Raw genomic sequence first — 24613 nt, forward strand, 5'->3', positions numbered from 1 at the left:
CTACATCGGTTCGGTGTGCTCGGCGCGATGCTGTAAGAGTCTGCTTGCGAGTATCAAGAGCTGCTCTTCGGGAACCTGCCAGTCAAGGTCTTGTATGTGCTGCAGATAAGCGCTGGTGATGTTGGCGGGATCGGTCGCGAACAGAGTCACCGTCGCGGCCCTCCATACGGTGTTTGGGGGTTGCGGAACTTCGAGCAATTCGGCGAGCCGGGGCAGCATCTCGACGTTAGAGAGCCCGCGGCGATCGCGCGACCAATCGGCGCCGCCCTCGCCGTTTGCGCCTCCGATGCGGTTCTGTTCGTTCGGTCCCGGCATCGCCGGTCCTCCTCGTCTGTCACAACTGCATGATCGGGCCCTATAGAAACTCGGGGGTCGGGCAAAGAGCGCCCGACCCCCGCGGTGCGTCTTGTCTGGCTACACGCCTACTCGGCTGGGATGATGCCGAGCTGTTGGAGGACCGTCACGCCGTCGTCGAGTCCGACCTCCTCGACGATGAGGCCGTCGACGAACTTCAGAACTGTTGTCCCGGTGAAGTGCATGGTCTTACCGGAGGCAGCAGAAACGGAGCCTATTGGCAGATCTTCAAAGGCGGCGGGGCCGCTGTGGGTGCCGCCACCTTCCCACTGGCCGACACATAGTCGCCCTCGGCGATGAGGTCGGCGGTACCCCAGAAGTTGAGGTCGGGGAATGCGGTGCGGAAACGGGTTGCAAAGTCACGGACCTCGTCGCGGCCAGTCATTGGCTCGTGTAGCGAGTAGTGAAAGCGGATATCGGGGGAGGCGAGTTCGTCAATAACAGCGGGGTTGAAGTCGCTGCCCCAGAATTCGGTGAACCACCGTCCGACGACTGCCTTGTTCTCTTCGAGCGACATGGTGCTCTCCTTGTCTCGTATAAGTAGTCGGCGGGCAAGTGTGACCGCCGATATCTGGAAGACGTTCTCGTGCAGTGGTCCGTGAGATGACGAGCACCTTTTCGTTGCAGCAGCGGCGATTGCCTGGGCGAGATGACCTGTGGATGAAGGTCGAATTAGGGAGTGAGGGCGTCGGAAGACACAGACCACTCCGAGCCATCCGCGGCCGCACCGGTGAGGCCGTTAAGGTTGGCGAGGCCGACGAGTGCGAGAACGCGAGCGTTTCCGATGCCGGATGTCGCCAGTGTTCGGCTAGGTGTCCAGTGGGTCGACCACAACAATCGCCGGGTCATTTGTGCCCAGCCAGTTGCTGGTCCGGTCATGATCCAAAGGTCGGGGTCGGCGCTGGCGAAACGCGTCGCCTGACGCAACCATGATGCACCTATCTCTGGCCACGTAATCGCGTCCAAGATTTGGCCGCCGGCCATGTCCCAGGCCGCACCGATCGCTCGGGTTGTCTCGATGGCGTTAGTGCTGCGTCCCGAGCCGATGACAACGGTTCGCGCGCGACGTCGGTGAGCGAGCTCGATGATGGTGGCGACTTCCGCGGCTGTGATCGTCGCGTCCGCTTCGAGAGTTACCGCCGTGGAGAGCAGGGGACTGGCCAATGGCAGGACTCTTCGCCGTGCCTTCGAGGAGTGTTCGTTCATCGGTCGCAAAAGAACCAGCGTCCGGCATGCGTCTGAGCGGATGATTCGAGATCCATTAAGGCTCGCTTCCATTCAGGGCCACCGGCGTAATCGGTTAGCCTGCCATCCCCGCTGAGCACGCGATGGCAGGGAATGAAGATGCACAGCGAGTTAGCGTCCACCGCTTTGCCTACCCGCTCTGAGCGCGGGTCGTCCCGACCGATAGTAACCTCCTCGCCGGAGGTTTCCGGCGACGGCTGATTAGTGCCGTGCATGAAGCAAAGCCGCGTGACTACGTTGTCGCTCGCGACGATCATGACCTGTTCGATCTTGGTCTCTACCAGAGCGTGGCGCGTATACATTCGTGCTCCCTTTTCGTATCCAGCGAGGGCTCCGATCTCGGAGCTCCACCCGGTCTCAGATAGAAGACGTACGCCGTCGCGCGATGCGTGAGATCAAGGAGAGGAAATGTGAGTTTCGAGGCAAATAGCGCACCGCATCGGCAGCGGTATCACGTCTGCGGCGCGAAGTCCGTCTCCTGATTGAAACGCCGAGTGAGCGGACGGTATCCGTGCGCGCCTAAGAGAGTTGACGATGACTGATCGTTATGGGCTTGAAAGTGATCGAGGAATACCGCTCATGACGTGCCCCGGATGCGGCAGCGTCGCCTCTATCGAATGGGAATGCTGGATTAGTAATGTCCTGCACTTCAAGCTTCACTGCCTACGGCGCCACTGGTTCTTAATGCCCGCCGAACGCATCTGCTATTACGGCACCGATATCTTTTATCGTCCGGCGCCGGGAACAGTCGAATCTTCGTGGTGATGATGACGGAGCAAATGAACCAGGCGATCTGGCTCAATTGATGGCAGAATTGGAAAACCCGATCGACATCGGCGCCGCGCGCACGGGAGAGCAAGGGCGAAATAGGCCATTGTTTGCACGCTTCCGGAGAGTCATACTGACTGTGTTAAGTCCACGTTTTTGGTAGCACTCCATCACCCCTTTGCTGGCTGGCGCACATTCCGGAGTTCCACATGCTCAAGGACGCCCAACCCCTTGCTGTTCGGATCCAGGCCAGTCACGCTGACACCGGCGTACCCCTCGGATCGGTCGCGGTAGAGGCATATCTCCAAGACGGCGCTGTACTGGCCCATGCCAGCACCGGCCCCGACGGATTCGCTCAGTTGATGATCGACCCCGATAAATGGCGCAGCGAGATATTCGTGCGCGTGGCGAGCGGGGATGCGAATGGAGTGCTCGTCGACCATGCGGCGCTCGACGGCGGCGAAACGGTCTCGGTCGCCGTCAAGATCACCGAGGATATTTCACCCGACTCCTTCGCCCTGCTGGCCGACGATCTGGTCACGCGCAGGCTCGTGCGGGCCGAAGACCTTATCGCGGACTTGCAAGACCCCGCACCAGACAGCGGGGTACGGCTACTTTCGGCGAGCGACCGCGTAACGCTGATCGACCGATTGGCGCGCGAGCTGAGTGGGCATGGCGAAATCGCCGCGGACGGGTTGATCGTCGACCCGCCCAGCGTGCGAAATGGTGACCTCACGCTGGTCCCCATCGGGGACTTCACCGACCGGCCCGGCGTCCTGTTCCCCATCGATCCCACATTCACCAAGCCGGGTCTTGGCTGGGGTACGTTCCCGTGGGCGCTGCCGGACGATCAGTCCTACCGCGACTACCTTCGCACTGTCTTCGTCCTGTTCGCGCAGCAGCAGAAGCTCGGCGTCATCGCGGATCCAACGTCATTCCCCGACGTCGTGCTGCGTCAGCTGCCACACCGCTTCTTCCAGGACTTCATGACCGCGGACCGCACCGAGGTGCCGCTCAACCGGTTGCTCATACCCATCGTGACCGCGATCCTCACCGCGCCGAAAGGTTCCGGTTTCGGTTTCGCGATTCCGGCGGCGTCGCTTCCGGTCCAGGGCACCGCTGCCGACCGGCAGCACCTGGACGTGCTGCTCGCGGCTGCGCCGATAAGTGTCCAGGAATTCGCCAACCGCTACCGGCTCCAACTTAGTGAACCCGACACCACGTTGTCGACTCCGGTGAGGGTCAATGTCTACACGCTGTCGCGGATCCTCAGTGACACGGCGCAAGGGCCAATAGAGCCGCCGGACAACGTGATCGAACCTCAGCTGCCCGGGACGGAGGGCAAGACGATTCTGTGGAAGGAAGTAGTCGGGTCGGCGCCGTTCTTCCTTCGCTTCGACGAGTGGCTCGCCAGACAGCAGCCGTTCTACCCCGAGAACCTGTTTGCCTTGCGCACGCAGATCGAGGGCGTCGCGCTGGGAGTTTGGCTCACCGACGATCGCAAGAAGTTTCTCGAGTATCACCGCGATCTTGCGACGTCGTCTATCTCGTCGTACAACGGCAACTTCGCCACTATGGATGAGGTCCACCGCTCGGCCACATTTCTTCTCTCGTACGGCGTCGCCGACGCCAAATTGACTGAACTCGTCGCGGCGATCGACACGCGGCAGTTCGGTGCGGCGGCCCGGCTCGCCGATGAAGCCGAACACCTCCTGCAGACCGCGTCGCCCAGCCCGAAGGCCGGCGAAGACTGGGAGCCCAACTTGACCGTCGGCGGCTGGGCCCAGCCGCTGAGTTTCAGCCGCCGCAGGAAGGTCAAGGTTACGACGATCACCGCGCTGACGGGCACCCGCTCCTCGTACTTGCCGGACGGTTTCGAGCGCTTCTACGAACTCAGCCGGCCCGCCGATCTCTGGAAGGACGTGTCTAGTTTTCGCGACGCCCGCGATCAGGCAACGCGTAAAAGGACCTACCAGCAGGCGTTCGTGCTGCCTATGCTGCGCGCGAGCATCCGCACCGGGCTCGGCGATCTGCCTGGTGCGGTGGATGCCTACGCTCAGGTGACGGGGCTGTTCGTCGGGATTGCGATGGTGGGGACCCCGGCCGGCATGGTGCGCTACCCGGACTCGGTCGGCGTGGAAACCCGCGTGGTCGCCGGCAAGTTGCGCTGGAACGACCAGCTTGGCGATCGTCCGTACACCGCGCGGTTGATGTACGACGAGCAGCGCAACCTCCTCGAACCGTTCAGTTTGACGCCGCAGTATCGGCCGCCCCGCGACGTACTTACGCCGGACCCGCCGATCCTGCACCTGCTGGAGGAGCGGTATGCCCGAATCGCCCAGGCAGACGCGATCTTGGCGTGGGCCGAAGCGCTGTACCGGACCGACGACGCGGCGCTCCTTGAACGCGCCCGCGAGCTCTATAAGTCAGTGATCTTTCTGCATGGCGAAGATCCCGGCACGAGTGCCTACCTTCCTCGCCAACTGCACATCGCACCGTGGATGGGCCTGACCGAAAACCCTCGGCGTCGTAACCAGATCGACAGGGCCAGGTTGGCAATGCAGCAGCTGGAGGCGGGGCTGAACTTCTACGGCTACCACGAAGACGCGGTACCCACGCTGCGATATCAGACACTTGTCGATGCCGCCCAGCGATGGGTCAGCGGCGCCAGGTCCGCGCAAAGTGACTACCTCACCTATCTTGGCCGGGTCGAGCAACTCGACCTCGACATGCTCGCGGCGAAGGCGCAGGAACAAAAGGCCGCCGCTACCGTGCAGATCTCGACCGAACTCGTCGAGATCGCCAAAGCCGGCGTGGTCGTGGCGCAGAAGGCGGTCGCCGACGTACAGAAGTTGATCGCCGCGAAAAAGGCCGAGATCGAGGACAAAAACTCTATCTTCAGCCAGTTCTCGGACTACTTCAGCGGCATGAAGTCGAGCGTCAGTTCGCTGGTCGACACTGGCAAGTCCGTGTCGGAGGGGTACAGCGCGTTGAGCGGAAGCAGCGCGGGCGAGGCGCTTGGCCTGGGCCAGGGAACCGGCGGGGGAGCCGGGGCGGGCGGCGGTGCCGAGGCGGCCGGTTTGGGCAGCGCGGCGGGAGGTTTCGCCGTACTCGGTGCGTACGGCGCATTCGTAGTCCTCAGCACGACCACCTTGCAAGGCATGGCGGATGCGGCGACCAAACGGCAAGGTGACCTGACCGCATTGATCAATGAGGCGCTCCCCGCTGCGCAGGCCGGCGTGCGGGTGCAGGAGCGCAACGTCGCGATCACTCAGTTGCAGGGGCAGATCGCAGTCACCGACCTTGCCTACGCCCGCGACTTGGTCAACTACCAGAACGAGCGCTTCCTCAATCGTGACTTCTGGGATGCACTGGCCGGTGTCGCTGGCCGATCACTGCATCGCTACCTCGACCTGGCGGGTCAGGCGGCGTGGTTTGCCGAGCGGGCGTTGGCCTACCGGCTGGCGAGCCCGATGCGGCTAATCAAACTTGGCTATTTCGATCCGCGCATGCGTGACCTGGGCGGCCCGGACCGACTTGCGCTCGATCTCGCCGAACTCGAGGCCGTCCGCCTGGGTGCTGCCCGCGTCAGTGTGCCGATCACTCGGACCTACTCGCTGGCGCGGGACCTGCCGCTGGCGTTCGGTCAGCTCAAGAGGGACGGGCGCTGCACGTTTTCGTTGAGCGACGACGACCTACTGGCGGCGTACCCGGGGACCTTCGGCCACCGGATTCGGGCCGTTGAGGTCGCGGTCGACGTCCCCGGAACGGCGGTCGCTGCGGCGGGAATGCTTACCAACAGCGGGTTTTCGCTGCTACGGCGCGCACCGGGCGACGCGCGGGTGCCGTTGCTGAGGTACGCCGACGCCTACCCGATCAGCGAGTTTCGGATTCGTAGTGACGGTGCGCTGCACGGCATGCCCGGGGAGCAGCTCATGCCGTTCGAGGGGGCGGCGTTCACCACGACCTGGACCCTCGAACTGCCGCCTGCGGCCAATCCCGCCGGATTGCAACGGCTCGCCGACGTACGGATCACCTTCGATTTGGAGGCGGGGTACGACGCGCGGACCCCCGCGGTGACCGGGCCCGCTCCAGCGGTCAGTCGCTCGATGGTCGTTTCGGCGCTCGCGTTGGACCCGAAGGGGCTGGCGACATTGCACGCAGCCACCGGTCCGATCCAGGTGACGTTTGGGCTCGATCGTCTCGCCGTCCCGGCCAGCGGGGTGGTGACCAATCTGGCCGTCGTACTGCCCGGTATTTCTGGTGGGACGTTCTCCGCGACACTTGCGCCAACCGGTGGGCCGGCGACCCCGTTTGTTATTGAGGATGGCCTCGCGCTGTCCAACCTCGGCGTACTCGATGATGGCGATCCGTCACACGCTCAGCCGCTGAACGCCGCCGCGGGCGGTGGTGCCGATCGTGCCGTGTCGCTGACGATCACGCGCGCGGGCGGTGCCGGGGGACTGGCGAAGGCACGCGACGTACTGCTCTGGGTCGAGTACGACGTTCCGTAAACCTTCTCGATCGATGGCGATCACTGGCGGATACTGGATCTCGTGCGAAAACGCGACTGGCCCCGGGTCATGATCGACGGGTTCTGCCCATGGCGGTGATCGAGGACCTGCGGCCGCTGGGAGTCGAGTTGGAGCGCTCGTACGAGGTGTATGTGCGCGGCAGGTTGAAGTTCCGCGTCAAGCAGATCGTCTACGTCGCGTTCTCCCTCGACGAGCGCGTGATGGGTTTCGCGTTCCCGAAGGAGGAGCGCTCGGCGCTCGTCGCGAGCGAGCCGCGCAAGTTTCAGCTGCCGTCGGTGTCGGACATGCGCTTCAACTGGGTACACGCCGACCTTGCGACCATCGACCGGGCCGAGGCCCGCGAGCTCGTCGTCGACGCTTGGCGCATGGTCGTCCCCAAGAAGCTCTCTCTCGCTTACGATCTCGCGCATCCGACCGGGCCGGGCTGAAAGGTGCGCTCCGGGACGACTGGGCGAATCGTTTGTGATTCCACTGTGGCGCAATGCGCCGGTTGAGCGGGTTTGCCAGTCGAAACCTCGTAACCAGAGAGTGTCAGCAACGGGAGGCTGGGTCCGCACCGACTCGTGTGCCGGACAGAATATCGCGGGTGCCGTGGTAGGCCCATTCCCGATTGTCGACGTCACGGCGTGGCAGGTGGCGGCACCGACGAAAAGGCGTGGCTGACGGCGGCCGGCGACGTGCGGTGGCTCTTTAAACCGGCGGTTGTCCGCGATGGGCGTCGGCAGGGGGAGACTGGGCAGAGAAGGTGTCGTCGGAACTCGCGGGGTTGATCGCCGTTCCGGTAGCGAGGACTCAGATGGCAGTTCGTTCGATGGCGCCAGGTTCAATCTCGCGTAACCTAGCGTCAGATCGGATACGAAATTCACCCCGAGACGGCGTCGATCAAGGATCTCGAGGGCGCCGTGCCGCAGCCTGCGCGACCAAATCAGTGTCGACGAGGTGAGTGAGACCGACCAAGGCTTCCTCAGTTTGGTTACCCTCGTCAACCTAGAGTCGAACGAGACGCGATCGTGCGGGACTGGGATCGGGCGACCATGAACTCAGCGCCGAGACCTACATGCTGGAGTCGTTGACCAATCCGTATCCGAATCGGCGGTTCACGAAAACTGCCGAGGAGTGGTGGCATTACCTGGATCTGGGCTGGTGGACTCGCTCACGCTGTCGATGGTCGGGCGGCGGTTGAGCGCCCAATTCGCGTGGCCGGGGTATTCGGTGGAGGATTCCCAGTGGTGCTTGCGCACCATCATGCGGCACGATCCAGAGCAACGTCTGCCGCCTGCCGCCTGCCGCCTGCCGGCTTGCGGTCGTCGTGGCAGGACGTAATGACTTTCGGTCCGCACTGGGGTCTAATGAAGCATGACGATGACGACGAAAGTGCTGAGCGTGTCGGTTCCGGTGGCCGATCAGGACCTCGCGTTGAAGTTCTACACCGAGGTGCTGGGCTGCGAACTTCGCACCGACGTGGAGGTATGGCCGGGTGCGCGGATGATCGAGGTTGTGCCACCGGGCTCGAATGTCTCCCTCGTGCTTCTGCCGCCGGACAGCCCGATTCCCGTCGCGATCCGGTTAGGCACCCCTGACGCTCAGCAGGCCCACAACAAGATCCGAGAGGCCGGGGTGACCCTGCATAACGAGGAACTGGTCCGCATGGAAGGGATTCCGGCAATGTTCTCCTTCACCGACCCCGACGGCAACGGACTCGTCTACCTCGAAGACACCGACGAGAACGAACCTCGCTGAGCACCGAACCTCTCCGCCCAACAGCAAGGAGAAGGATCACGACCTGGGTAATCCCGGCCAGCGAAGAGTTCCAAATCGAATATGCACGGCTACCAGTAGACCCGACGACATGCAAGGGACCTAGGGTGCGCGCGACACAAATGGACAAGGAAATCTTGCGACGTGCCCCGAGCACAGATCATCCAATCAGTTGGGAGACATGTGCTGCTCATCGAACGATTCGACCGCCCGGCTCGCGGTCAACGGCGTCACGTCGTGTCGGGACTGACGTTGCTGGGATTCGATGCACTCCTCGGGGCGCGCTACGGTTCGTACCCCGAGATGCTGGACGTGCTTCTCGAGTATGCCCGCGCGCCGCGCGAGATCAGTCGTAGCGCTCTTCCAGCGCGTGGTCTTCAACGTCGCCATAGGCAACAACGATGATCACGCGCGCAACCACGCCGCGCTTTGGAAGCGTTCGATCCTCAACCGCTCCACCTTTTATGAATGAACGCCGCCTGCGCTAGAAGGCGGCCTCTGGGATCTCCATAAGCGAGCCGTCGGTGGCATCGACGATCGCGCGTTCGGCGGCGATCTTCGGCAGTACCTGTGCCGCGAAGTAACGAGCGCTGGCGATCTTGCCTTCATAGAAGGCCTTGTCGACATCGCTCACGCCGCCGGCATCAAGCGCGTCGATGGCTACTACAGCGTGCCGCTGCAGTAGCCATGCGATCACTAGATCGCCCGCAGCGAGTAGCAGGCGCGAGGTGTTTTCGCCGACCTTGTAGATGCTTGTCGGGTCTTCCTGGGTGTTCATGAGCGCGGCAGTCATCGTGCCGAGCATCGACTGCACATGGTCGAGGGCGGTCGCGAGCTGAGCGCGCTCCTCCTTGAGCCGGCCGTCACCTGGGTCGCTCGCGGCGAACTGCTCCACCTGAGCGGCGATCCACATCAACGACTGTCCTTGGTCGCGGACGATCTTGCGGAAGAAGAAGTCCTGGCCCTGGATCGCCGTCGTGCCTTCGTAGAGCGTGTCGATCTTCGAGTCGCGGACATATTGCTCGATCGGGTAGTCCTGCAGGAAGCCCGATCCGCCGAATGTCTGCAGCGACTCGGTGCCCAGCAGCGTGTAGGCGCGCTCCGAGCCGCAGCCCTTCACGATCGGCAGCAGCAGGTCGTTGATTCGCTCGTACTTCTTGGCCTTGTCGGCATCCTTTTCGTACGTCGCAATCTGTACTTTCTCCTGTATGGAGGCGGTGTAGAGCACGAGCGCGCGCAGGCCTTCGGCGTACGACTTCTGGAGCATCAGTGACCGGCGTACGTCGGGATGCTTGATGACCTCGACCCGCGGCGCGGTCTTATCTGTCTGGCGGGTCAGATCGGCGCCCTGCTTACGAGTTTTCGCGTAGTCCAGCGCGTTGAGGTAACCGGTGGACAGTGTCGCCATGGCCTTGGTGCCGACGAACATCCGCGCGTATTCGATGATCTTGAACATCTGCGCGATTCCGTCGTGTACCTCGCCGACCAGCCAACCGACCGCCGGTACGCCGTTCTGGCCAAACGTCAGTTCACACGTGGTCGAGACCTTGATGCCCATCTTCTTCTCGACGTTGGTGACGAAGGCGCCGTTGCGCTCGCCGAGCGCACCAGTCTTCGGATCGAAATGAAACTTCGGTACGACGAACAGCGAAAGTCCTTTAGTGCCAGGACCTCCGGCGCCTTCGACCCCTTCGGGACGGGCGAGCACGTAATGAATGATGTTGTCGGTCAAGTCATGCTCGGCGGAAGTGATGAACCGTTTCACGCCCTCGATATGCCAGCTGCCGTCGGCGTTCTTGTATGCCTTGGTGGTCGCGGCGCCTACGTCGGATCCGGCATCGGGCTCGGTGAGCACCATGGTCGCGCCCCAGAGCTTGTCGATGAACAGTTCCGCCCACTTCTTCTGCTCATCGGTCGCCAGATGCCAGAAGACGTTGGCGAAGGCCGGTCCCGCGGCGTACATCCACGCCGCCGGATTGGCGCCGAGGATGAGCTCGGCGAAAGCCCACCACAACGAACGTGGCGCGGGAGTGCCACCGATTTCGGCGGCCATGTCGAGGTTGTAGCCGCCTGAGTCCATGAGCATCGCGAAGCTCTTCTTGAACGATTCGGGGATGGCGACGGAGTGATTTTCGGCGTCGTACGTCGGGGGATTGCGGTCGGCATCGGCAAACGAGTCGCCAAATGCTTCGGACGTCGCCATCTTGTGGACCTGGTGGAGGAAGTCGCGCGCGCTCGCCTCGTCGAGGTCGGAGAACGCGCCCTGTCCCAGGCGCTCGTTGGTCTTCAAGAACTCGTAAAGATTGAACTCGAGATCGCGCAGGTTGGCTTTGTAGTGCGACATGGTGACTCCAGAGACGGTGTTACTCGCTAGTAACTTCACTATATTACTCGTGAGTAACTTATGCTCGGCGGGCTCGAGGTCGCCAGCTACCCCGTGACGGATGGGTGGGGACTTTGTGACGGATGGGCGGGGACTTTGCGACGGATGGGCGGGGATTTTGTGACGGATCGCGGGGCGGGTTAGGGGCGGCTTGTGTCGATGTGCCCGATTGACGTCACCGGCTCGATGTCGACCGGCTTTCCCGTCTCGAGTGACTCGATGCACGCCTGCGCGACGAGCAGCGAGGCGTAGCCGTCGTACGCCGAGGCCAGCTCGGAGAAGCCGGTTTGCGGTTCGCGCACCGAGGTGATCCACGCCTGCAACTCAAGGCGGTAGGCATTGGAGAACCGGTCACGCCAATCCCGACAAACATTTGTGTTTAATTGAGGGTCGCCGATGGCGGCCGGGGCAGTCGCGCTGCGCGACGAACCGTCCAGCGTTGCGGTACCGGAGTCGCAGACGACCTCGCAGCGCACTTCGTAACCATATTTGGCATTCGAGTACATTTCGATGTCGGCGATGATGCCGCTCGCGGTCCGGCACACAATGAAGATTGGGTCGTCGAGTTCGGCAGGTTTACCCTCGCTCTGCTTGCCGGTGTACGCCGTGACCTGGGTGATCTCTTCGCCCGACAGCCATCTGATCGCATCGAACTCGTGCACTGGCAGGTAGCGGATCTGGTCGGCCGTTGTCTCCCATTGGTTCTGGACGTTGCGGTGCACGTTGTGGATCAGCAGCGGCGGACCGTCGTTGCCCTCGGTGATGAAGCGGCGCAGCGCGCGGTATCCAGGGTCAAAGCGGCGCATGAAGCCGACCGATATCAGCCTTCCGTGGGTGGCATTTTCGGCCGAGACGACCGCGAGGCAGTCTTCGATAGTCGTAGCCAGCGGCTTCTCGCACAGCATCGGCGTGCCAGCGGCGAGGGCTTTTTCGATCAGCATCCGGTGCCGATCTTCGGGCGCCGCGATGACGACCGCGTCGGCCTCCTCGATTGCCGCGTCGACATCCGTTGTCGCGACCGCGCCCTCAATAGGGTCGGCGACGTCCGCGGCGCGCGAGAGGTCGAGGTCGACAACGTGCGAGACAACCGCGTTCTTGGTGGCGAAACTCAACGTCGAAGTGTGTTCTGAACCCATCCGGCCGGCGCCGATCACGGCGATCCGGACATCCGGCAGCTTGCCCACGCCTAGCCCTCCGCGCCGGTCGGCCAGAGGTCTGCAAGGACCTGCGCAGCCGGTCGACGTATGGCGCTGGCATGACCGGATCCGGCCCACAGCGCCATTCCCTGCGGATCACCGGCCTTGCCCGCGGCGCCGCGAATGGTCTTGGTCATGTGGTGCAGATTGGGGTACGCCGAGGGGGCGGCAGCGTCATGCTCCCGGACGAAGTCGTTGGTCAATGCCCGAGCCAACCGTCCGCTGAAGGCGCGCGTCACGGTTGCCTGGGTGAAGTCGCCGCTGGCGAGTGCGTCCTTGTGGGGTTCGGGGCTCGAGCTTTCGTCGGCCGCCACGAAGAGGGTGCCGACTCCGGCCGCGAAAGCGCCGGCGGCGACCAGGGCTTTGACCGCATCGGGTCCGTCGACTCCACCGGCCGCGACGGTGGGTAGGCCGGTGGCCTCGATGACGGCCCGCGTCACGGTGGCCGCGTCGTCGGTGTTGGGTACGTCGGAGATATTCCAGGTGCCGCGGTGCCCGCCGGCCTCCGCGCCTTGCGCGAACAAGAAGGTTGCGCCGAGCCGGACTGCTTCACGCGCTTCGTGTGCGGACGTGACGGTGAACCCGACCTCGCTGCCGGCCGCGCGCAACGCGGTGACGGTCTCGACGTCGACCGGGCCGAAGGTAAACGTCACGGCCGCGACGGGATGGGCACTCAGGTAGGCGATCTTGGCCTCGAAGTCATCGCGGTCGTACGCCGCTACGCCGAGCTCGACCCCGTACTTCTGTGCCGTAGCGGCAAGTGAGTCCCGGTAGCGCGCGACGCGCGGGCCGAGCTCGTCCGTGCGGTCGAGCTGCGGAGTAAAGAGGTTCATCGCGAACGGCTCGGCCGTGAGGGCGCGCATTCGGTCGATTTCGGCGGCCATGCCCTCGCAGGACTTGTAGCCGGCGGCGAGGAAGCCGAGCCCGCCTGCGTTGGAGACCACGGCCGCGAGTTCCGGCGTACATGCGCCCGCCATTGGTGCTTGCACGATAGGGATCGGGCGTTGGTAGATAGGTGATGTAGCGCCCGGTTGCCCTTGCTTCACTGTGTACCTCTTGGATATTCATTCGGAAAGCTGACGCCCTCAACATACGCGGCTTGCGATGGGACGAATTGTTATAGTATAAATAGAACATGTTCGTTAGCGTTGATCCGCGAAGCACGGTCCCCCTGACCGGGCAGATCGCGGCGAGCATTCGCAAGTCGATCGCGGCGGGCACGCTGAATCCCGGCGATAGATTGCCGCCCGCTAGGCAGCTGGCGCACGACCTTGGCGTCAACATGCACACGGTCCTAAAGGCATACCAACGGCTGCAGGAGGACGGCTTGCTCGAAGTACGTCGCGGCCGCGGCGTGAGTGTTGTCGGCACGGCGTCGGCGGCCACCGCTGCGCTGCACAACGCAATCGAGGACGTCATCCGGCTCGCGCATTCCGGTGGGCTGAGCCGGGACGAGCTGACAGACCTACTAAGGAGGTCATGGTGAGAACGGCAACTCCAAGGCAACCGCCTCGGACACCCAAAACCGCGCGAGAGTGGTGGGTGGCGTCGGTGCTGCTTGTCGCGATCGCCGCGGCGACCGTCGTCGTTGTCGCGCTCAGCAAAAGTCACCTGCCCGATCCGATGGGATCGCACTTCAGCGGGTTTGCCAACTCACCACCCGACGGATTTAGTTCGCGGACGGCTAATTTGTTGGTGATGCCCGCCATTGTGGTCGCGCTGTGCGTCCTGGCCTGGGTGGTCTGGTTCGTGAGCACGTCGTTCGCGGTACGACGCTGGGTAGTCGCCGGTGGTAGCGGTATCGCGATGATCCTGTTCGCGGCGCTGCTGTCAGTCATCGTTGCCAACTACGGCCTCACAGACGCGCACGACGCGCGCACCGGCGCCCTCGATGTGCTGTGGCCAATCGTCGGCGCAGTGGTGATCGCTGCGCTGGCGCTGTACGTGTACGGCCCGGTGCCCGAAAGCGAGCGGAACCTGAGCCTGATCGACAGCGACCGGCCGCTGATCGAGGTGTCGCCGACCGAGCGTGTTTCCTGGAGCCACCGCGGTCACAGCGACCTCCTCATCGCGATCGGGCTCGTCGTCACGTTGGTCCCGCTAGTGCTGGTGTTCGTAGGGATGGGCCCGAGCCTGCTGATTGCCGTGGTCGCCGGCGTCATCGCTCTCCAGTTTGCGTTCTACAACGTCAGGATCACGAACGATAAGATCGTCGTACGGTCCGGCGCTATCCCGTTCGCGTCGATGTCGATGCACATGCGCGACGTCGACCACGCCGACTACGCGGACAAGATCTCGCCGCTTCGGTACGGCGGCTGGGGTCTGCGGATGCGTCCCAACGGTCGCAACCTGATCATGGGCAGCGGTCCTGCTCTCCTGGTGCGCATGACAAACGGCAACGAGCACGTCATCTCGATGCCCAGCCCGCGCGAGGCCGCCGGCGTCATTAACGGCGTACTGCGGCACGCGACTAGGGGCGCTAGCTGAACTGTTCGCGCAGCACCCGCTTGAGGATCTTGCCGTTCGGGTTGCGCGGAAGCGCATCGACGAAAGTCACGCCGACCGGGCACTTGAAGTGCGCGATCTGTTCGCGAGACCAGCTGATGATGTCCTCTTCGCTGGGGTCGGTGCCGGCTCGCTTGACGACAATGGCGTACGGCGACTCGCCCCACTTCTCCGACGGGACGCCGATCACGGCGACCTCGGCGATCTGTGGGTGATCAGACAGCGCGTTCTCGACTTCGGCGGGGTAGACGTTCTCACCGCCGCTGACGATCATGTCCTTGATCCGGTCGGCGAGGTAGAGGTATCCCTCTTCGTCGAGCGAACCGCCGTCGCCGGTGCTCAGCCAGCCGTCCTCGGACAGCGCGCGGGTCGTCTCGTCGTCGCGGTTCCAGTAGCCAGCCGTGACCCGTGAACCGCGGACCTGAATCTCGCCGCGCTCGCCGACCGGTAATGGCTCGCGAGTGACCATGTCGACGATACGGATCTCGGTGTCGTTGAGCGCCCGACCGACCGACCCGATCTGCTTCTCGCGGCCAGGACTCGGCAGATGATCTTCCGGCCACAGCACGGTCACTGCCGCGGTCGTCTCGGTCATGCCGTAACCCTGGAATAGTCCACAGCCGATCAATTCGGTGGCCGCCTTGATTACCGCCACTGGCATGGGGGCGCCGCCGTACCCAAAGAACTTCAGGTTGGACCAATCGGCCGTTTGCGCGTCCGGATGTTGCGTGATCATCTGCAGGATCGTCGGTACGCCGACCGCGTGCGTCACCTTCTCCTCGGTGAGCAATCGGATGAGATCGCCCGGGCCATTGGGCATCTTGAGCAGCAGTACGCCGCCTTTGGAGTTGGCGCTGAGTGCGGAGGTGAGCCCGGTGATGTGGAAGAACGGCACGGGCGCCATCGAGATAGGCGTGCCCTCGAACTCGAGGTGGTCCTCGGGCGCGGACAAATTGCCGCTGAAGTTGATGCCATTGAGCTTGATGCCCTTGGGTAGGCCCGTGGTGCCTGAGGAGAACAAGATCACGCCGGTATCGGTTGGTTCGCTCTGGTGACCGGGATCGGTCGTCGGCTGATCCTTGATGAACTCTTCGTACGACTCAGGATCGAGGTTGATACGGATGCTCGGGACCGCACCGGTCGCAGGTGCAGCCTCCCCCTCATCGGCGCCGACAAACAGCACCGTTGGATCGCAACTGCTCAGTACCCGAACGATCTCTGCAGGCGCCAGCAGGGTGTTCGCGGGAGCGGCGATGGCGCCCATTTTGGCTGCGCCGTACACAATCTCCAGAAAATAGTGGCTATTGCCGCTGACGAGTGCGACCCGATCGCCGGGCTGGACGCCTGCGGCGATCAAAGCATTCGCGAACTGGCTGGAACGTTCATCGAGCCGTCGATAGGTGGTGTCGCCGGACTCCTCGCGCAGCGCGACGTCGTCGCCGAACGCCTCCGCGCTTTGCCGGATGATGTCGGCGACCTGGCGAATTGGTCTGCCCATGGCCCCATCGGCAAACGGGATCGACAGTGGTGCTGCAGTCATGCGCGGTCTCCATCCATCTATGCGGCGCGTCACACTTCTGGGGCCCATTCTGCATGACGAGTGCGCGGTGGGTCAGAACGGTCACCAAGCCGGTTCCGTGGATCGATAATTGGTACGCTCGTACCAGTAATCAAATCGCAACCAATCAGGGAGTTTGGCGATGGCGTGGGCCGTGTTGATCGTGTCCGGGTGTATGGAGGCGGGCTGGGCGCTCGCGCTCAAGGCCTCGCACGGGTTCAGCAGATTATGGCCGTCTGTCACGTTCGTCGTGCTGTCGATCGTGTCGCTTGCCGGTTTGATGTATGCGCTCAAGTCGCTCCCGGTAGGTCCGGCGTACGCCGTCTGGGTCGGTATCGGGGCATCGCTGACGGCGATTATCGGGATCGTCTGGCTGAAGGATCCGGTGAACGCGATGGTGATCGTCTCGATCGGGCTCATCATTGCCGGCGTGATCGGGCTGCAGGTGTTTGGAGCGGGGCACTAGATGACTACGCCGCAGCAGGATCGGGCGATCGCCAAACGCGCGCTTCTTATTGAGGGCGGCGCCGAGCTGATCCAGACCGATGGGCCCAGCGGGTTCACCGCTCGGGCCGTCGCCGCTAAGGCTGGGGTCGCGTTGTCGGCGGTCACCTATTATTTCGCGTCGGTCGATGACCTTCTCGCCCTCAGTGCGGCCGAGGTGTGCCGGCAGTGGGCCGATGCCGCGCAGGAGGCGGTACGGCGTACCAATCGCCGCGGTTCATCCGCGGCCGCGGCGGCGATCACGGCCGCGCTCCTTCCGCCGGGCGATACCGACGACGTGCTTTGCCGCTACGAACAGCTTCTTGCTGCGGCCCGGGTGGCGCCGGTTGCCAATGCCCTGACCGGGCTGCGGCCGGCGCTCGTGAGCGCAATCGAGCAGATCCTCACCCGCTGTCAGGTGCGCACGAGGCTGTCGGCCGACCTGATCCTGTGTGTCGCCGACGGCGCCATCTTCGGTGCGCTGTCTGAGCGCCGCCCCGACCCGCGCGCCGTCGTACGCGATCGCCTCACCGAAGCGCTCTAGGCGCTCCCGCGGAAACGCTCCGCGGCGAGGTCCAGCGAGCGCTGCGACTCCGGGGTGTCGACGCCGATGTATACGTGGAACGCGCCCTCTACAAGCTCAAGCTCCACCTCGGCACCCTGCTCTCGGGCACGGTCGACGAAGGTGAGTACGTCGGGCAGCAGCAGGTCGTTGGTGCCTTGCAGCACCGTAATTGGCGGTAGTCCGCTCAGGTCCGCAAACAGTGGACTCACCATCGGGTCGGTGATCTCGCGCGCACCGGACCAGTTTCGTGCGGCACGGTGAAGCTGATCCACAATCATGAGGGCATCGATGTCCTCCATCTCCAGCGACTTTGGGTCACACGTGCGAAGGTCTACCCACGGCGCGTGGATCACCAGGTGGTCGGGCAGCCGCGTGCCGTTGTCGCGTGCCCGCAACGTCTGCACAAGAGCCATGTTTCCGCCGGCCGATTCTCCAGACACGATGTAGCGGTGGTCGCCGGCGGCTTCTGGGACCGTGAGAGCGAGTGCATCGATGAACGGCAGAGCGTCGTCGACCGTGGCATCCGGCGAGGGGGTGTAGTGCGGTATCCACAGGTCCGCGCCGGTGCGGTCGGCCAGGCCGACGACTATCGGCCAGTGCAGCTCCAGGAAAGGAAGCGTATAGGCGCCGCCGTGAAAGTACACCGCCTGAATCCCGGAGCCACCCTGGCGAGGATGCAGGATCTGCACGCCGAACCCGGCCACCTGGCGCTCCTCGATGTCGTAGCGTCTGCGCACCTCTTCAGGCGCGGGGGCCGGCGTTTTCGGCGCACCCGGCGCGAGGGCCGCCTCGAAGTCGTTGACGAGTTCCGGCTTCATCGCTAGGAACTCCCGGTACACCTGCTCAAGCTGCTCCGACATGCGCTCATCCTAACTCTGGAACCCCATTGCGAGGTTATATAAGTCAGTTATATAGTTCCTTAACGTGGCTAAGCAATTAAACGCGATGGCGCTCGCCGACGGTCTCGATCGACTGATCCTCTGGGGTAGGCGTTATGCGCCGGTGATGGTCAGCTCGACGACGGTGACCACACTCGACACCTTGCGCACCGACGGGCCGCTGCGGATCTCCGCACTCGCTGTCCGCGAAAGCGTCTCTCAGCCGGGCATGACGACCCTCGTCAACCGTCTCGAAGCAGCCGGACACGCCGAGCGGTATCCCGATCCGCATGACGGTCGGGCATCCCTTGTGCGTATTACCGACGCCGGGCGCAAACTCCTTGCCGATCGGCACACGACCCGCACCCGCTCATTGCTCGGCCCGATCGAGCGATTGGACAGCGCCGACCGCGCGGCTCTGATGGCAGCGCTGCCAGCCCTCGAAAGACTCATCAACATGCCAATGACAACAGAATAGGGAGCTTCCTCGTATGAGTGTGTCTACGCCTCAACAGAGCCCATTCAAGCAACCCAAGGCTGTTTGGGCCGTCGCGTTTGCGTGCGTGATCTCGTTTATGGGCATTGGCCTGGTGGACCCGATCCTCGCCTCCCTAAGCAGCGAGCTCCACGCGTCTCCAAGCCAGGTCGAGCTGCTGTTCACCAGCTACCTCGTCGTCACTGCGGTCGCGATGCTCATCACCGGATGGGTCTCGAGCCGGATCGGCGCTAAGCGCACCCTGATCGCCGGGCTGGTCCTGATCGTCGTGTTCGCCGCCCTCGCGGGAATGTCTGACACCATCGGCGGAATCGTCGGCTTCCGCGCCGGCTGGGGTCTAGGTAATGCTCTGTTCATCGCCACCTCGCTGTCGGTGATCGTGAGCTCGGCCAGCGGCGGTTTCGCCGGTGCCATCGTCCTCTATGAGGCCGCACTGGGTATCGGTATCGCACTGGGTCCGCTGTTAGGCGGCACGCTGGGCGACATCAGCTGGCGCGGCCCGTTCTTCGGCGTCGCGGTCCTCATGGCGATTGCACTCATCGCGACGGTGTTCCTCGTACCCAAGAGCGAGAAACCACAGCGCCGCGAAAGCGTGCTCGAACCGATCAAAGCCCTGCGCCACCGCAGTCTAGCGACCACCAGCATCGTCGGACTGCTCTACAACTGGGGGTTCTTCACCCTGTTGGGGTATTCGCCGTTCCTGATGCACGCCAGCAGCCCACAGATGCTCGGTTTGGTCTTCTGTGGATGGGGCATACTCGTCGCGATCTTCGCCGTCTTTGGCGCGCCGTGGCTCAAGGCTCGTTTCGGTACGGCGGGGACCCTCTACGGAAACTTCGTCCTGATGGCAATAGACCTCGCCATCATCGGGATATGGCCAAATAACCCGACGGTGGTCGTCGTGGCGGTTATCGTGGCCGGGGCGTTCATCGGTGTCAACAACACCCTCGTCACGACCGCGGTCATGAGCATTGCGCCGGTCGAGCGGCCCGTGGCCTCCGCGACGTACGGCTTCGTCCGGTTCATCGGTGGCGGTCTGGCGCCGTTCGCTGCCGGACTGCTCGTCGAGTCGTTCAACGCGCACGTGCCGTTCATCATCGGTGCGGTGGCGGTGCTGGTCGCGGCCGTCGTGCTCAGCACGGTCCATCGCGCACTTGCCGCAGCGGATCGCGGTGAGGTCGCGCAGCCCGAACTGGACGACCTCGACCGGGTAGAACGCGAAGACGAACTCGCCGTGGGGGCGGCGTACGGCAACGAAAACTAGCCGGTACGACGCCCCGCCGGGTATCGTGTGATGCACATCATGCGAGTCCGTTCGGCGTACCAAGTCGTTGCCCACTGGCACGAAGGACGCCAGAGAGGGCACCGGAGTGGGAAGTCGGCCAGCTCAACAAGCACGTACGGCGGCGGCGCGAGAATCGCTGATCCGTAAAGGACTCTTTGCCGAAGTGGCGAAGGAGCCCGGCGTGCCGGAGACGATCGTGCGCAGTTGGCGTCGATCGTTGGCGAGCGCCGTACCGCACGACGGCGAAGTAAGAGTGCGTTACGTCAACAATATCGATCCCGAATCGCTGCTGATCCGGGCCGCGACGCCGGTGCTTGACCGTCTCGAACACGACCTGGCCGACGTCAACGTCGCTATGGTGCTGTCCGATCAGAGCGGCCAGATCATCCTGCGGCGTACCCGCGACCGGACGCAGACCAGGAAATTCGACCGCGCCTCTGCGGCGCAGGGTTTCGACTACTCCGAGCTTTCGATCGGCACGAACGGGCTCGGCACGGTGCTTGAGGAGAAGAAGCCCGTATTCGTCCGGGGCGCCGAACACTATTCCGAGTTGCTTGCGGATCTGTCCTGCGCCGGCGTACCGATCAAGAGTCCGATCTCCGGTCGGGTGCTTGGCGCGTTCTCGTTCGCGTGTTCCATCGGCGCGACCAGCCCGCTCATGAGCGCACTGACGCTCGACGCCGGTCGGCAGATCGAGTCTCGGCTGCTCAGCCTCGCCTCGGAAAGTGAGCAGCACCTGATGCGGATCTACACCGCGCGCGAACGCCGCCACCGCGGGCCGCTCGTCGTCCTCAGTAGGCGCACCATCCTGGCCAACTCCCTTGGATTGGCCTACATCAACACTGAGACCCACGCGCAGCTCTGGGAAATGTTGTCCGGGCACGACTGGGTCGGCACACTCCCTCTCACCTTGCAGACTGCCGTTGGCGAGGTCGGCTGTGTCGCTGAAAGAGTCGACGGTGTCGGGCAGTCGGCGTACTACTCGCTTGAGATCATGCCGCAGGCCGCGCTCCCCCGATTCCAAGTCTCCCGAGGGGACTCGTCAGGGGGCGAGGCGCGGCACCACCGGTTGCCACACGTCGAGGAGCAACTTCGTCAGGTAGCGCAGATGGGTGAGAATCTAGCGCTGTGCGGTCCCACCGGGGCCGGGAAGCTTCACATTGCACGGGACTTCGTCGAACAGCACTTGGGAGCGACCGCTCCGATGACTCTCGACGTGACTGCGTTTGCCCTTGGCGATGGTGCGTCTTGGTTCAAGGACGCCAGCGGTCGCCTCGCGGGCGGCGGAACGCTCGTCCTACGGCACTTGCAGGACCTTCCTTCGACGGACGTCACCAAGGTCCGGCATCTCGCCGAGACGGCGTCATCCGGCGATGGACGACTGGTCGTGACCGCCGACCCAGACTCCGCACCGGCTCACGTCGGCGCATTGATCGGTCAGATTGCTACCGTCGTTGAGATCCCGGCCCTGGCCGCGATGCGCGAGGATATCGTCCCGTTCGTGCGCGCGATGGTTGCGGGATTCCCCGAGCCGCTCAACGCGATGACGCTGTCGTCGCAGGCCATGCAAGCGTTGATGAGGTGGACGTGGCCGGGCAACCTCGCGGAGCTACACCGGACGCTTCTCGCGCTCGCTCAGCGCAAGCGCGGTGGTTTGGTACAGCTAACGGACCTGCCCGTGCAGCTCGTCGAGTCGGTGCAGGCCCGCCAGCGTACGCCTATCGAAAACGCCGAGCGCGAAGCCATTGTCGCCGCTCTCGCCAGTGCCAACGGTAACCGGTCGGAGGCCGCAAGGTCGCTCGGCATCGGCCGCACGACGTTGTATCGAAAGATTCGGGTTCATCACATCGATGAATCCGAGGCGTTGGCCGACTGACGCTTCAGCAACTTCCAAAAAAGCGGGGTGTTCCACAATGGAACACCCCGCGTTCTCTATTCACCGTTAGAAATGTCAGTAAGACAGATTCCGACATGAGTAGAGGAGCAACGCAATGTCGCCAAGCCGCGAATCAGACAGCCTGCGGGCGCTGTACCAGGGATGGACCGACCGGATGGTCGCCGATCCGGCGATGGATCTTCCGACGATGCGGGACATGTTCGACCAATGGCACTCGACCGCCAGCGAACCTGAGGACGTGCGCTACAAGACTGAGACCGTCGCCGGCGTACCGGTGATCTGGGCGCTGCCCGATGGTGCGGACGAGGCGAAGCTGATGATTTACACCCATGGAGGCGGTTTTGCGGTGGGGTCAGCAGACTCCCACCGCAAGATGGCCGGCCACACCGCTAAGGCGTGTGGGGCAAACGCGATCGTCGTTGACTATCGCCGCGCGCCCGAAGACCCGTTCCCAGCACAGCTGGAGGATTCGCTGGCGGTCTACAAGGAGTTGCTCGATCGCGGCTACAAAGCCGAGAACATGAGCACTATTGGAGACTCCGCCGGCGGAAACCTGGCCGTCGCCAGCGTGCTCAAGTTCCGCGAGGAGGGTCTTCCGTTGCCGGGCTGCGTCATCGCCTACTCGCCATGGCTCGACATGGAGCACAAGGGCAAAACCCTTGACACAAACGCCGACACGGATGCGCTTGTCTCCCGCGCAATCCTTGAAGGTATGGCGGGGATGTTTCTTCCCGAAGGGGCATCGCCGAGCGATCCGTTAGCGAACCCGTTGTACGCCGACCTCACCGGATTTCCTCGCCTGTATATCAACGTCGGGGGAGTCGAAACGCTCCGCGACAACGGGGAGCGACTACACGCGCTAGCGACGGCGGCCGGCGTCGACTCCACGCTGTCGATTGTCGACGGCATGCAGCACGTGTTCCCGTCCATGTCCGGTACGGCGCCGGAGGTCGATGAGGAGATCCAGCGGGTCGCCACTTGGTACAAGAAATAGCAGCCAACATATCTATTTATGTAAGGAAAGTTCTGTAATCATGACTCAGACACAAACCCGAGGTAACTCCTCGGATACGAAGACGACCGACTACGACGCGATCGTCATCGGCACCGGATTTGGCGGCATTTACTCGCTGTACAAGCTTCGCAACGAGCTCGGGCTGTCGGTGCGGGCGTTCGACAAGGCTGGCGGCGTGGGCGGCACGTGGTACTGGAATCGGTACCCAGGAGCGCTCTCAGACACCGAGAGCTATGTCTATCGCTACTCCTTTGACAAGGAACTGCTGCAGGAATGGGAGTGGGACACCCGCTACCTTCAGCAGCCCCAGATCCTCGCGTATCTCGGGCACGTCGTTGAACGCTACGACCTCGCCCGCGACATCCAGTTCAATACCGGCATCACCGGCATCCTGTACGACGATGCCAGCGGTCGTTGGACACTCAAGACCGACACCGGCGAGACGTTCACCGCGCGTTTCGTCGTTACCGCCCTCGGCCTGTTATCGCGCACTAACATTCCCGACATCAAAGGAATCGAGACGTTCGCCGGCGACATGGTCCACACCGGTGCGTGGCCCGACCAGCACGACTTCTCCGGGAAACGCGTGGGAGTCATCGGCACCGGGTCAACAGGGATACAGGTCATCACCGCCATTCGCGACGAGGTCGACCATCTCACCGTCTTCCAACGTTCTCCGCAGTATTGCGTACCGGTCGGCAATGGTCCGGTGACGCCGGAGTACGTCGACTCGGTGAAGTCCGATTACGACCAAATCTGGGAACACGTCCGCAACTCCGTGGTCGCGTTCGGGTTCGAGGAGAGCGACGTACCGGCGATGAGCGTGTCGGAGGAAGAGCGCCAGCGCGTGTTCGAGAAGAACTGGAACGAGGGCGGCGGCTTCCGTTTCATGTTCGCTACCTTTAGCGATATCGCTACTGATGAGGAGGCCAACAAGGCCGCGCAGGACTTCATCAAGGGCAAAATCGCCGAGGCGGTCAACGACCCGGAAACGGCGCGCAAGCTGATGCCTACCGACTATTACGCGAAGCGTCCACTGTGCGGGACGGACTACTACGACACCTACAACCGAGAGCATGTTGAGCTCGTGGCGTTGAAAGAGAACCCCATCGACGAGATCACCCCGAAGGGGATTCGCACCGCGGACGGCGTTGAGCACGAAATCGATGTGCTGATTCTCGCGACCGGATTTGACGCCGTCGACGGCAACTACACCAAGCTGGACATCCGTGGCCGAGGCGGCGTCACGCTGAATGACCACTGGAATGCAGGACCCACGAGCTTTCTCGGTACGACAATCTCGCAGTTCCCTAACCTATTCATGATTCTGGGCCCAAACGGACCGTTCACCAATCTGCCGCCAAGCATCGAGACCCAGGTCGAGTGGATCTCCGACTTGGTCAAGCATGTGAAGGATCGGGAGGGTGTCACCGTGGAACCGACCAAAGACGCCGAAGACGGCTGGACCAAGACCTGCCAGGAGATCGCCGATATGACGCTCTTCCCGAAGGCTGACTCCTGGATCTTCGGTGCCAACATCCCGGGCAAGAAAAACACGGTGATGTTCTACATGGCCGGACTTGCCGCCTATCGGGAACAGCTCGCCGAGGTAACCGATAACGGCTACCGCGGGTTCGACATCAAGACTCCCGCTGGAGCCGATAAGTAGTTGGGCCACTCGCTACCCGTCCC

The 24613-nt window shown here is 63.3% G+C and carries 21 protein-coding genes and 1 pseudogene; 13 read left to right on the forward strand and 9 right to left on the reverse strand.

Translation table 11 applies throughout. The features are described from left to right. From CLV47_RS10955 to CLV47_RS10970, 4 genes are all read right to left on the reverse strand, one after another. Nucleotides 1-315: a hypothetical protein gene (locus CLV47_RS10955; protein ID WP_106349088.1), complete on the reverse strand. Its 315-nt coding sequence runs from the start codon at nucleotides 313-315 to the stop codon at nucleotides 1-3. Between the two features lie 253 nt (nucleotides 316-568). Next, nucleotides 569-871: an ester cyclase gene (locus CLV47_RS10960; protein ID WP_202862516.1), complete on the reverse strand. Its 303-nt coding sequence runs from the start codon at nucleotides 869-871 to the stop codon at nucleotides 569-571. Between the two features lie 155 nt (nucleotides 872-1026). Then, a complete protein-coding gene (locus tag CLV47_RS10965; protein WP_106349089.1) occupies nucleotides 1027-1518 on the reverse strand; it encodes a hypothetical protein in 492 nt (163 codons plus the stop codon). Nucleotides 1519-1556: 38 nt separating this feature from the next. Beyond that, nucleotides 1557-1901 carry an MGMT family protein gene (locus tag CLV47_RS10970; RefSeq protein WP_106349090.1) on the reverse strand — a complete coding sequence of 115 codons (345 nt, stop codon included), beginning with the start codon at nucleotides 1899-1901 and terminating at the stop codon, nucleotides 1557-1559. Nucleotides 1902-2576: 675 nt separating this feature from the next. Here CLV47_RS10970 and CLV47_RS10975 point away from each other — a divergent pair. From CLV47_RS10975 to CLV47_RS22785, 4 genes and pseudogenes are all read left to right on the forward strand, one after another. Beyond that, nucleotides 2577-6881, forward strand: a complete 4305-nt coding sequence (locus CLV47_RS10975) for a Tc toxin subunit A-related protein (protein ID WP_106349091.1) — start codon at nucleotides 2577-2579, stop codon at nucleotides 6879-6881. Between the two features lie 89 nt (nucleotides 6882-6970). Continuing rightward, nucleotides 6971-7330 (forward strand): MmcQ/YjbR family DNA-binding protein, encoded by a 360-nt coding sequence (locus CLV47_RS10980; RefSeq protein ID WP_106349092.1) that lies wholly within the window; start codon nucleotides 6971-6973, stop codon nucleotides 7328-7330. Nucleotides 7331-8264: 934 nt separating this feature from the next. Then, nucleotides 8265-8642 carry a VOC family protein gene (locus CLV47_RS10985; RefSeq protein ID WP_202862517.1) on the forward strand — a complete coding sequence of 126 codons (378 nt, stop codon included), beginning with the start codon at nucleotides 8265-8267 and terminating at the stop codon, nucleotides 8640-8642. Nucleotides 8643-8843: 201 nt separating this feature from the next. After that, a pseudogene (locus tag CLV47_RS22785) lies at nucleotides 8844-9132 on the forward strand (HipA domain-containing protein). 12 nt (nucleotides 9133-9144) lie between these two features. On the opposite strand, the gene CLV47_RS10995 reads toward CLV47_RS22785, so the two are convergent. The 3 genes from CLV47_RS10995 to CLV47_RS11005 all read right to left on the reverse strand — a co-directional run bounded on the left by CLV47_RS10995 (nucleotide 9145) and on the right by CLV47_RS11005 (nucleotide 13228). Next, the gene (locus CLV47_RS10995) at nucleotides 9145-11004 is read right to left on the reverse strand and encodes an acyl-CoA dehydrogenase (protein ID WP_106349094.1); all 1860 of its coding nucleotides are present in this window, start codon (nucleotides 11002-11004) and stop codon (nucleotides 9145-9147) included. A gap of 179 nt (nucleotides 11005-11183) precedes the next feature. Further along, a complete protein-coding gene (locus CLV47_RS11000) occupies nucleotides 11184-12227 on the reverse strand; it encodes a Gfo/Idh/MocA family protein (protein WP_106349095.1) in 1044 nt (347 codons plus the stop codon). A 2-nt stretch (nucleotides 12228-12229) separates the two neighbouring features. Beyond that, nucleotides 12230-13228, reverse strand: a complete 999-nt coding sequence (locus tag CLV47_RS11005; protein ID WP_202862520.1) for a nitronate monooxygenase — start codon at nucleotides 13226-13228, stop codon at nucleotides 12230-12232. A 146-nt stretch (nucleotides 13229-13374) separates the two neighbouring features. Between CLV47_RS11005 and CLV47_RS11010 the strand changes: the two genes are divergently transcribed. Both CLV47_RS11010 and CLV47_RS11015 read left to right on the forward strand, forming a co-directional pair. Continuing rightward, nucleotides 13375-13725 carry a GntR family transcriptional regulator gene (locus tag CLV47_RS11010; protein WP_106349097.1) on the forward strand — a complete coding sequence of 117 codons (351 nt, stop codon included), beginning with the start codon at nucleotides 13375-13377 and terminating at the stop codon, nucleotides 13723-13725. Next, a complete protein-coding gene (locus CLV47_RS11015; protein ID WP_146135358.1) occupies nucleotides 13719-14726 on the forward strand; it encodes a hypothetical protein in 1008 nt (335 codons plus the stop codon). Before CLV47_RS11010 ends, CLV47_RS11015 begins: the two co-directional genes overlap by 7 nt. Here the strand turns inward: CLV47_RS11015 and CLV47_RS11020 are convergent. Further along, the gene (locus CLV47_RS11020) at nucleotides 14719-16284 is read right to left on the reverse strand and encodes a long-chain-fatty-acid--CoA ligase (RefSeq protein WP_170111038.1); all 1566 of its coding nucleotides are present in this window, start codon (nucleotides 16282-16284) and stop codon (nucleotides 14719-14721) included. The genes CLV47_RS11015 and CLV47_RS11020 overlap by 8 nt on opposite strands. A 160-nt stretch (nucleotides 16285-16444) precedes the next feature. On the opposite strand from CLV47_RS11020, the gene CLV47_RS11025 reads away from it, so the two are divergent. Together CLV47_RS11025 and CLV47_RS11030 are read left to right on the forward strand one after the other, a co-directional pair. Next, a complete protein-coding gene (locus CLV47_RS11025) occupies nucleotides 16445-16768 on the forward strand; it encodes a DMT family transporter (protein ID WP_106349100.1) in 324 nt (107 codons plus the stop codon). Beyond that, nucleotides 16769-17329, forward strand: a complete 561-nt coding sequence (locus tag CLV47_RS11030; protein WP_106349101.1) for a TetR/AcrR family transcriptional regulator — start codon at nucleotides 16769-16771, stop codon at nucleotides 17327-17329. Here CLV47_RS11030 and CLV47_RS11035 read toward each other — a convergent pair. Next, nucleotides 17326-18210, reverse strand: a complete 885-nt coding sequence (locus tag CLV47_RS11035; RefSeq protein ID WP_106349102.1) for an alpha/beta hydrolase fold domain-containing protein — start codon at nucleotides 18208-18210, stop codon at nucleotides 17326-17328. The genes CLV47_RS11030 and CLV47_RS11035 overlap by 4 nt on opposite strands. Nucleotides 18211-18274: 64 nt before the next feature. Here CLV47_RS11035 and CLV47_RS11040 point away from each other — a divergent pair, with 64 nt between their 5' ends. From CLV47_RS11040 to CLV47_RS11060, 5 genes are all read left to right on the forward strand, one after another. Continuing rightward, entirely contained in the window at nucleotides 18275-18706 is a 432-nt protein-coding gene (locus tag CLV47_RS11040; RefSeq protein ID WP_146135359.1) for a MarR family winged helix-turn-helix transcriptional regulator, read from the forward strand. 13 nt (nucleotides 18707-18719) lie between these two features. Beyond that, a complete protein-coding gene (locus tag CLV47_RS11045; protein WP_106349104.1) occupies nucleotides 18720-19988 on the forward strand; it encodes an MFS transporter in 1269 nt (422 codons plus the stop codon). Between the two features lie 202 nt (nucleotides 19989-20190). Then, nucleotides 20191-21885: a sigma-54-dependent Fis family transcriptional regulator gene (locus CLV47_RS11050; protein WP_146135360.1), complete on the forward strand. Its 1695-nt coding sequence runs from the start codon at nucleotides 20191-20193 to the stop codon at nucleotides 21883-21885. 115 nt (nucleotides 21886-22000) lie between these two features. Next, nucleotides 22001-22900: an alpha/beta hydrolase gene (locus tag CLV47_RS11055; RefSeq protein WP_106349106.1), complete on the forward strand. Its 900-nt coding sequence runs from the start codon at nucleotides 22001-22003 to the stop codon at nucleotides 22898-22900. A gap of 40 nt (nucleotides 22901-22940) precedes the next feature. Next, entirely contained in the window at nucleotides 22941-24590 is a 1650-nt protein-coding gene (locus CLV47_RS11060; protein WP_106349107.1) for a flavin-containing monooxygenase, read from the forward strand. The last annotated feature ends 23 nt before the right edge of the window (nucleotides 24591-24613 follow it).

The organism is Antricoccus suffuscus, assembly GCF_003003235.1.
Classification (GTDB): domain Bacteria; phylum Actinomycetota; class Actinomycetes; order Mycobacteriales; family Antricoccaceae; genus Antricoccus; species Antricoccus suffuscus.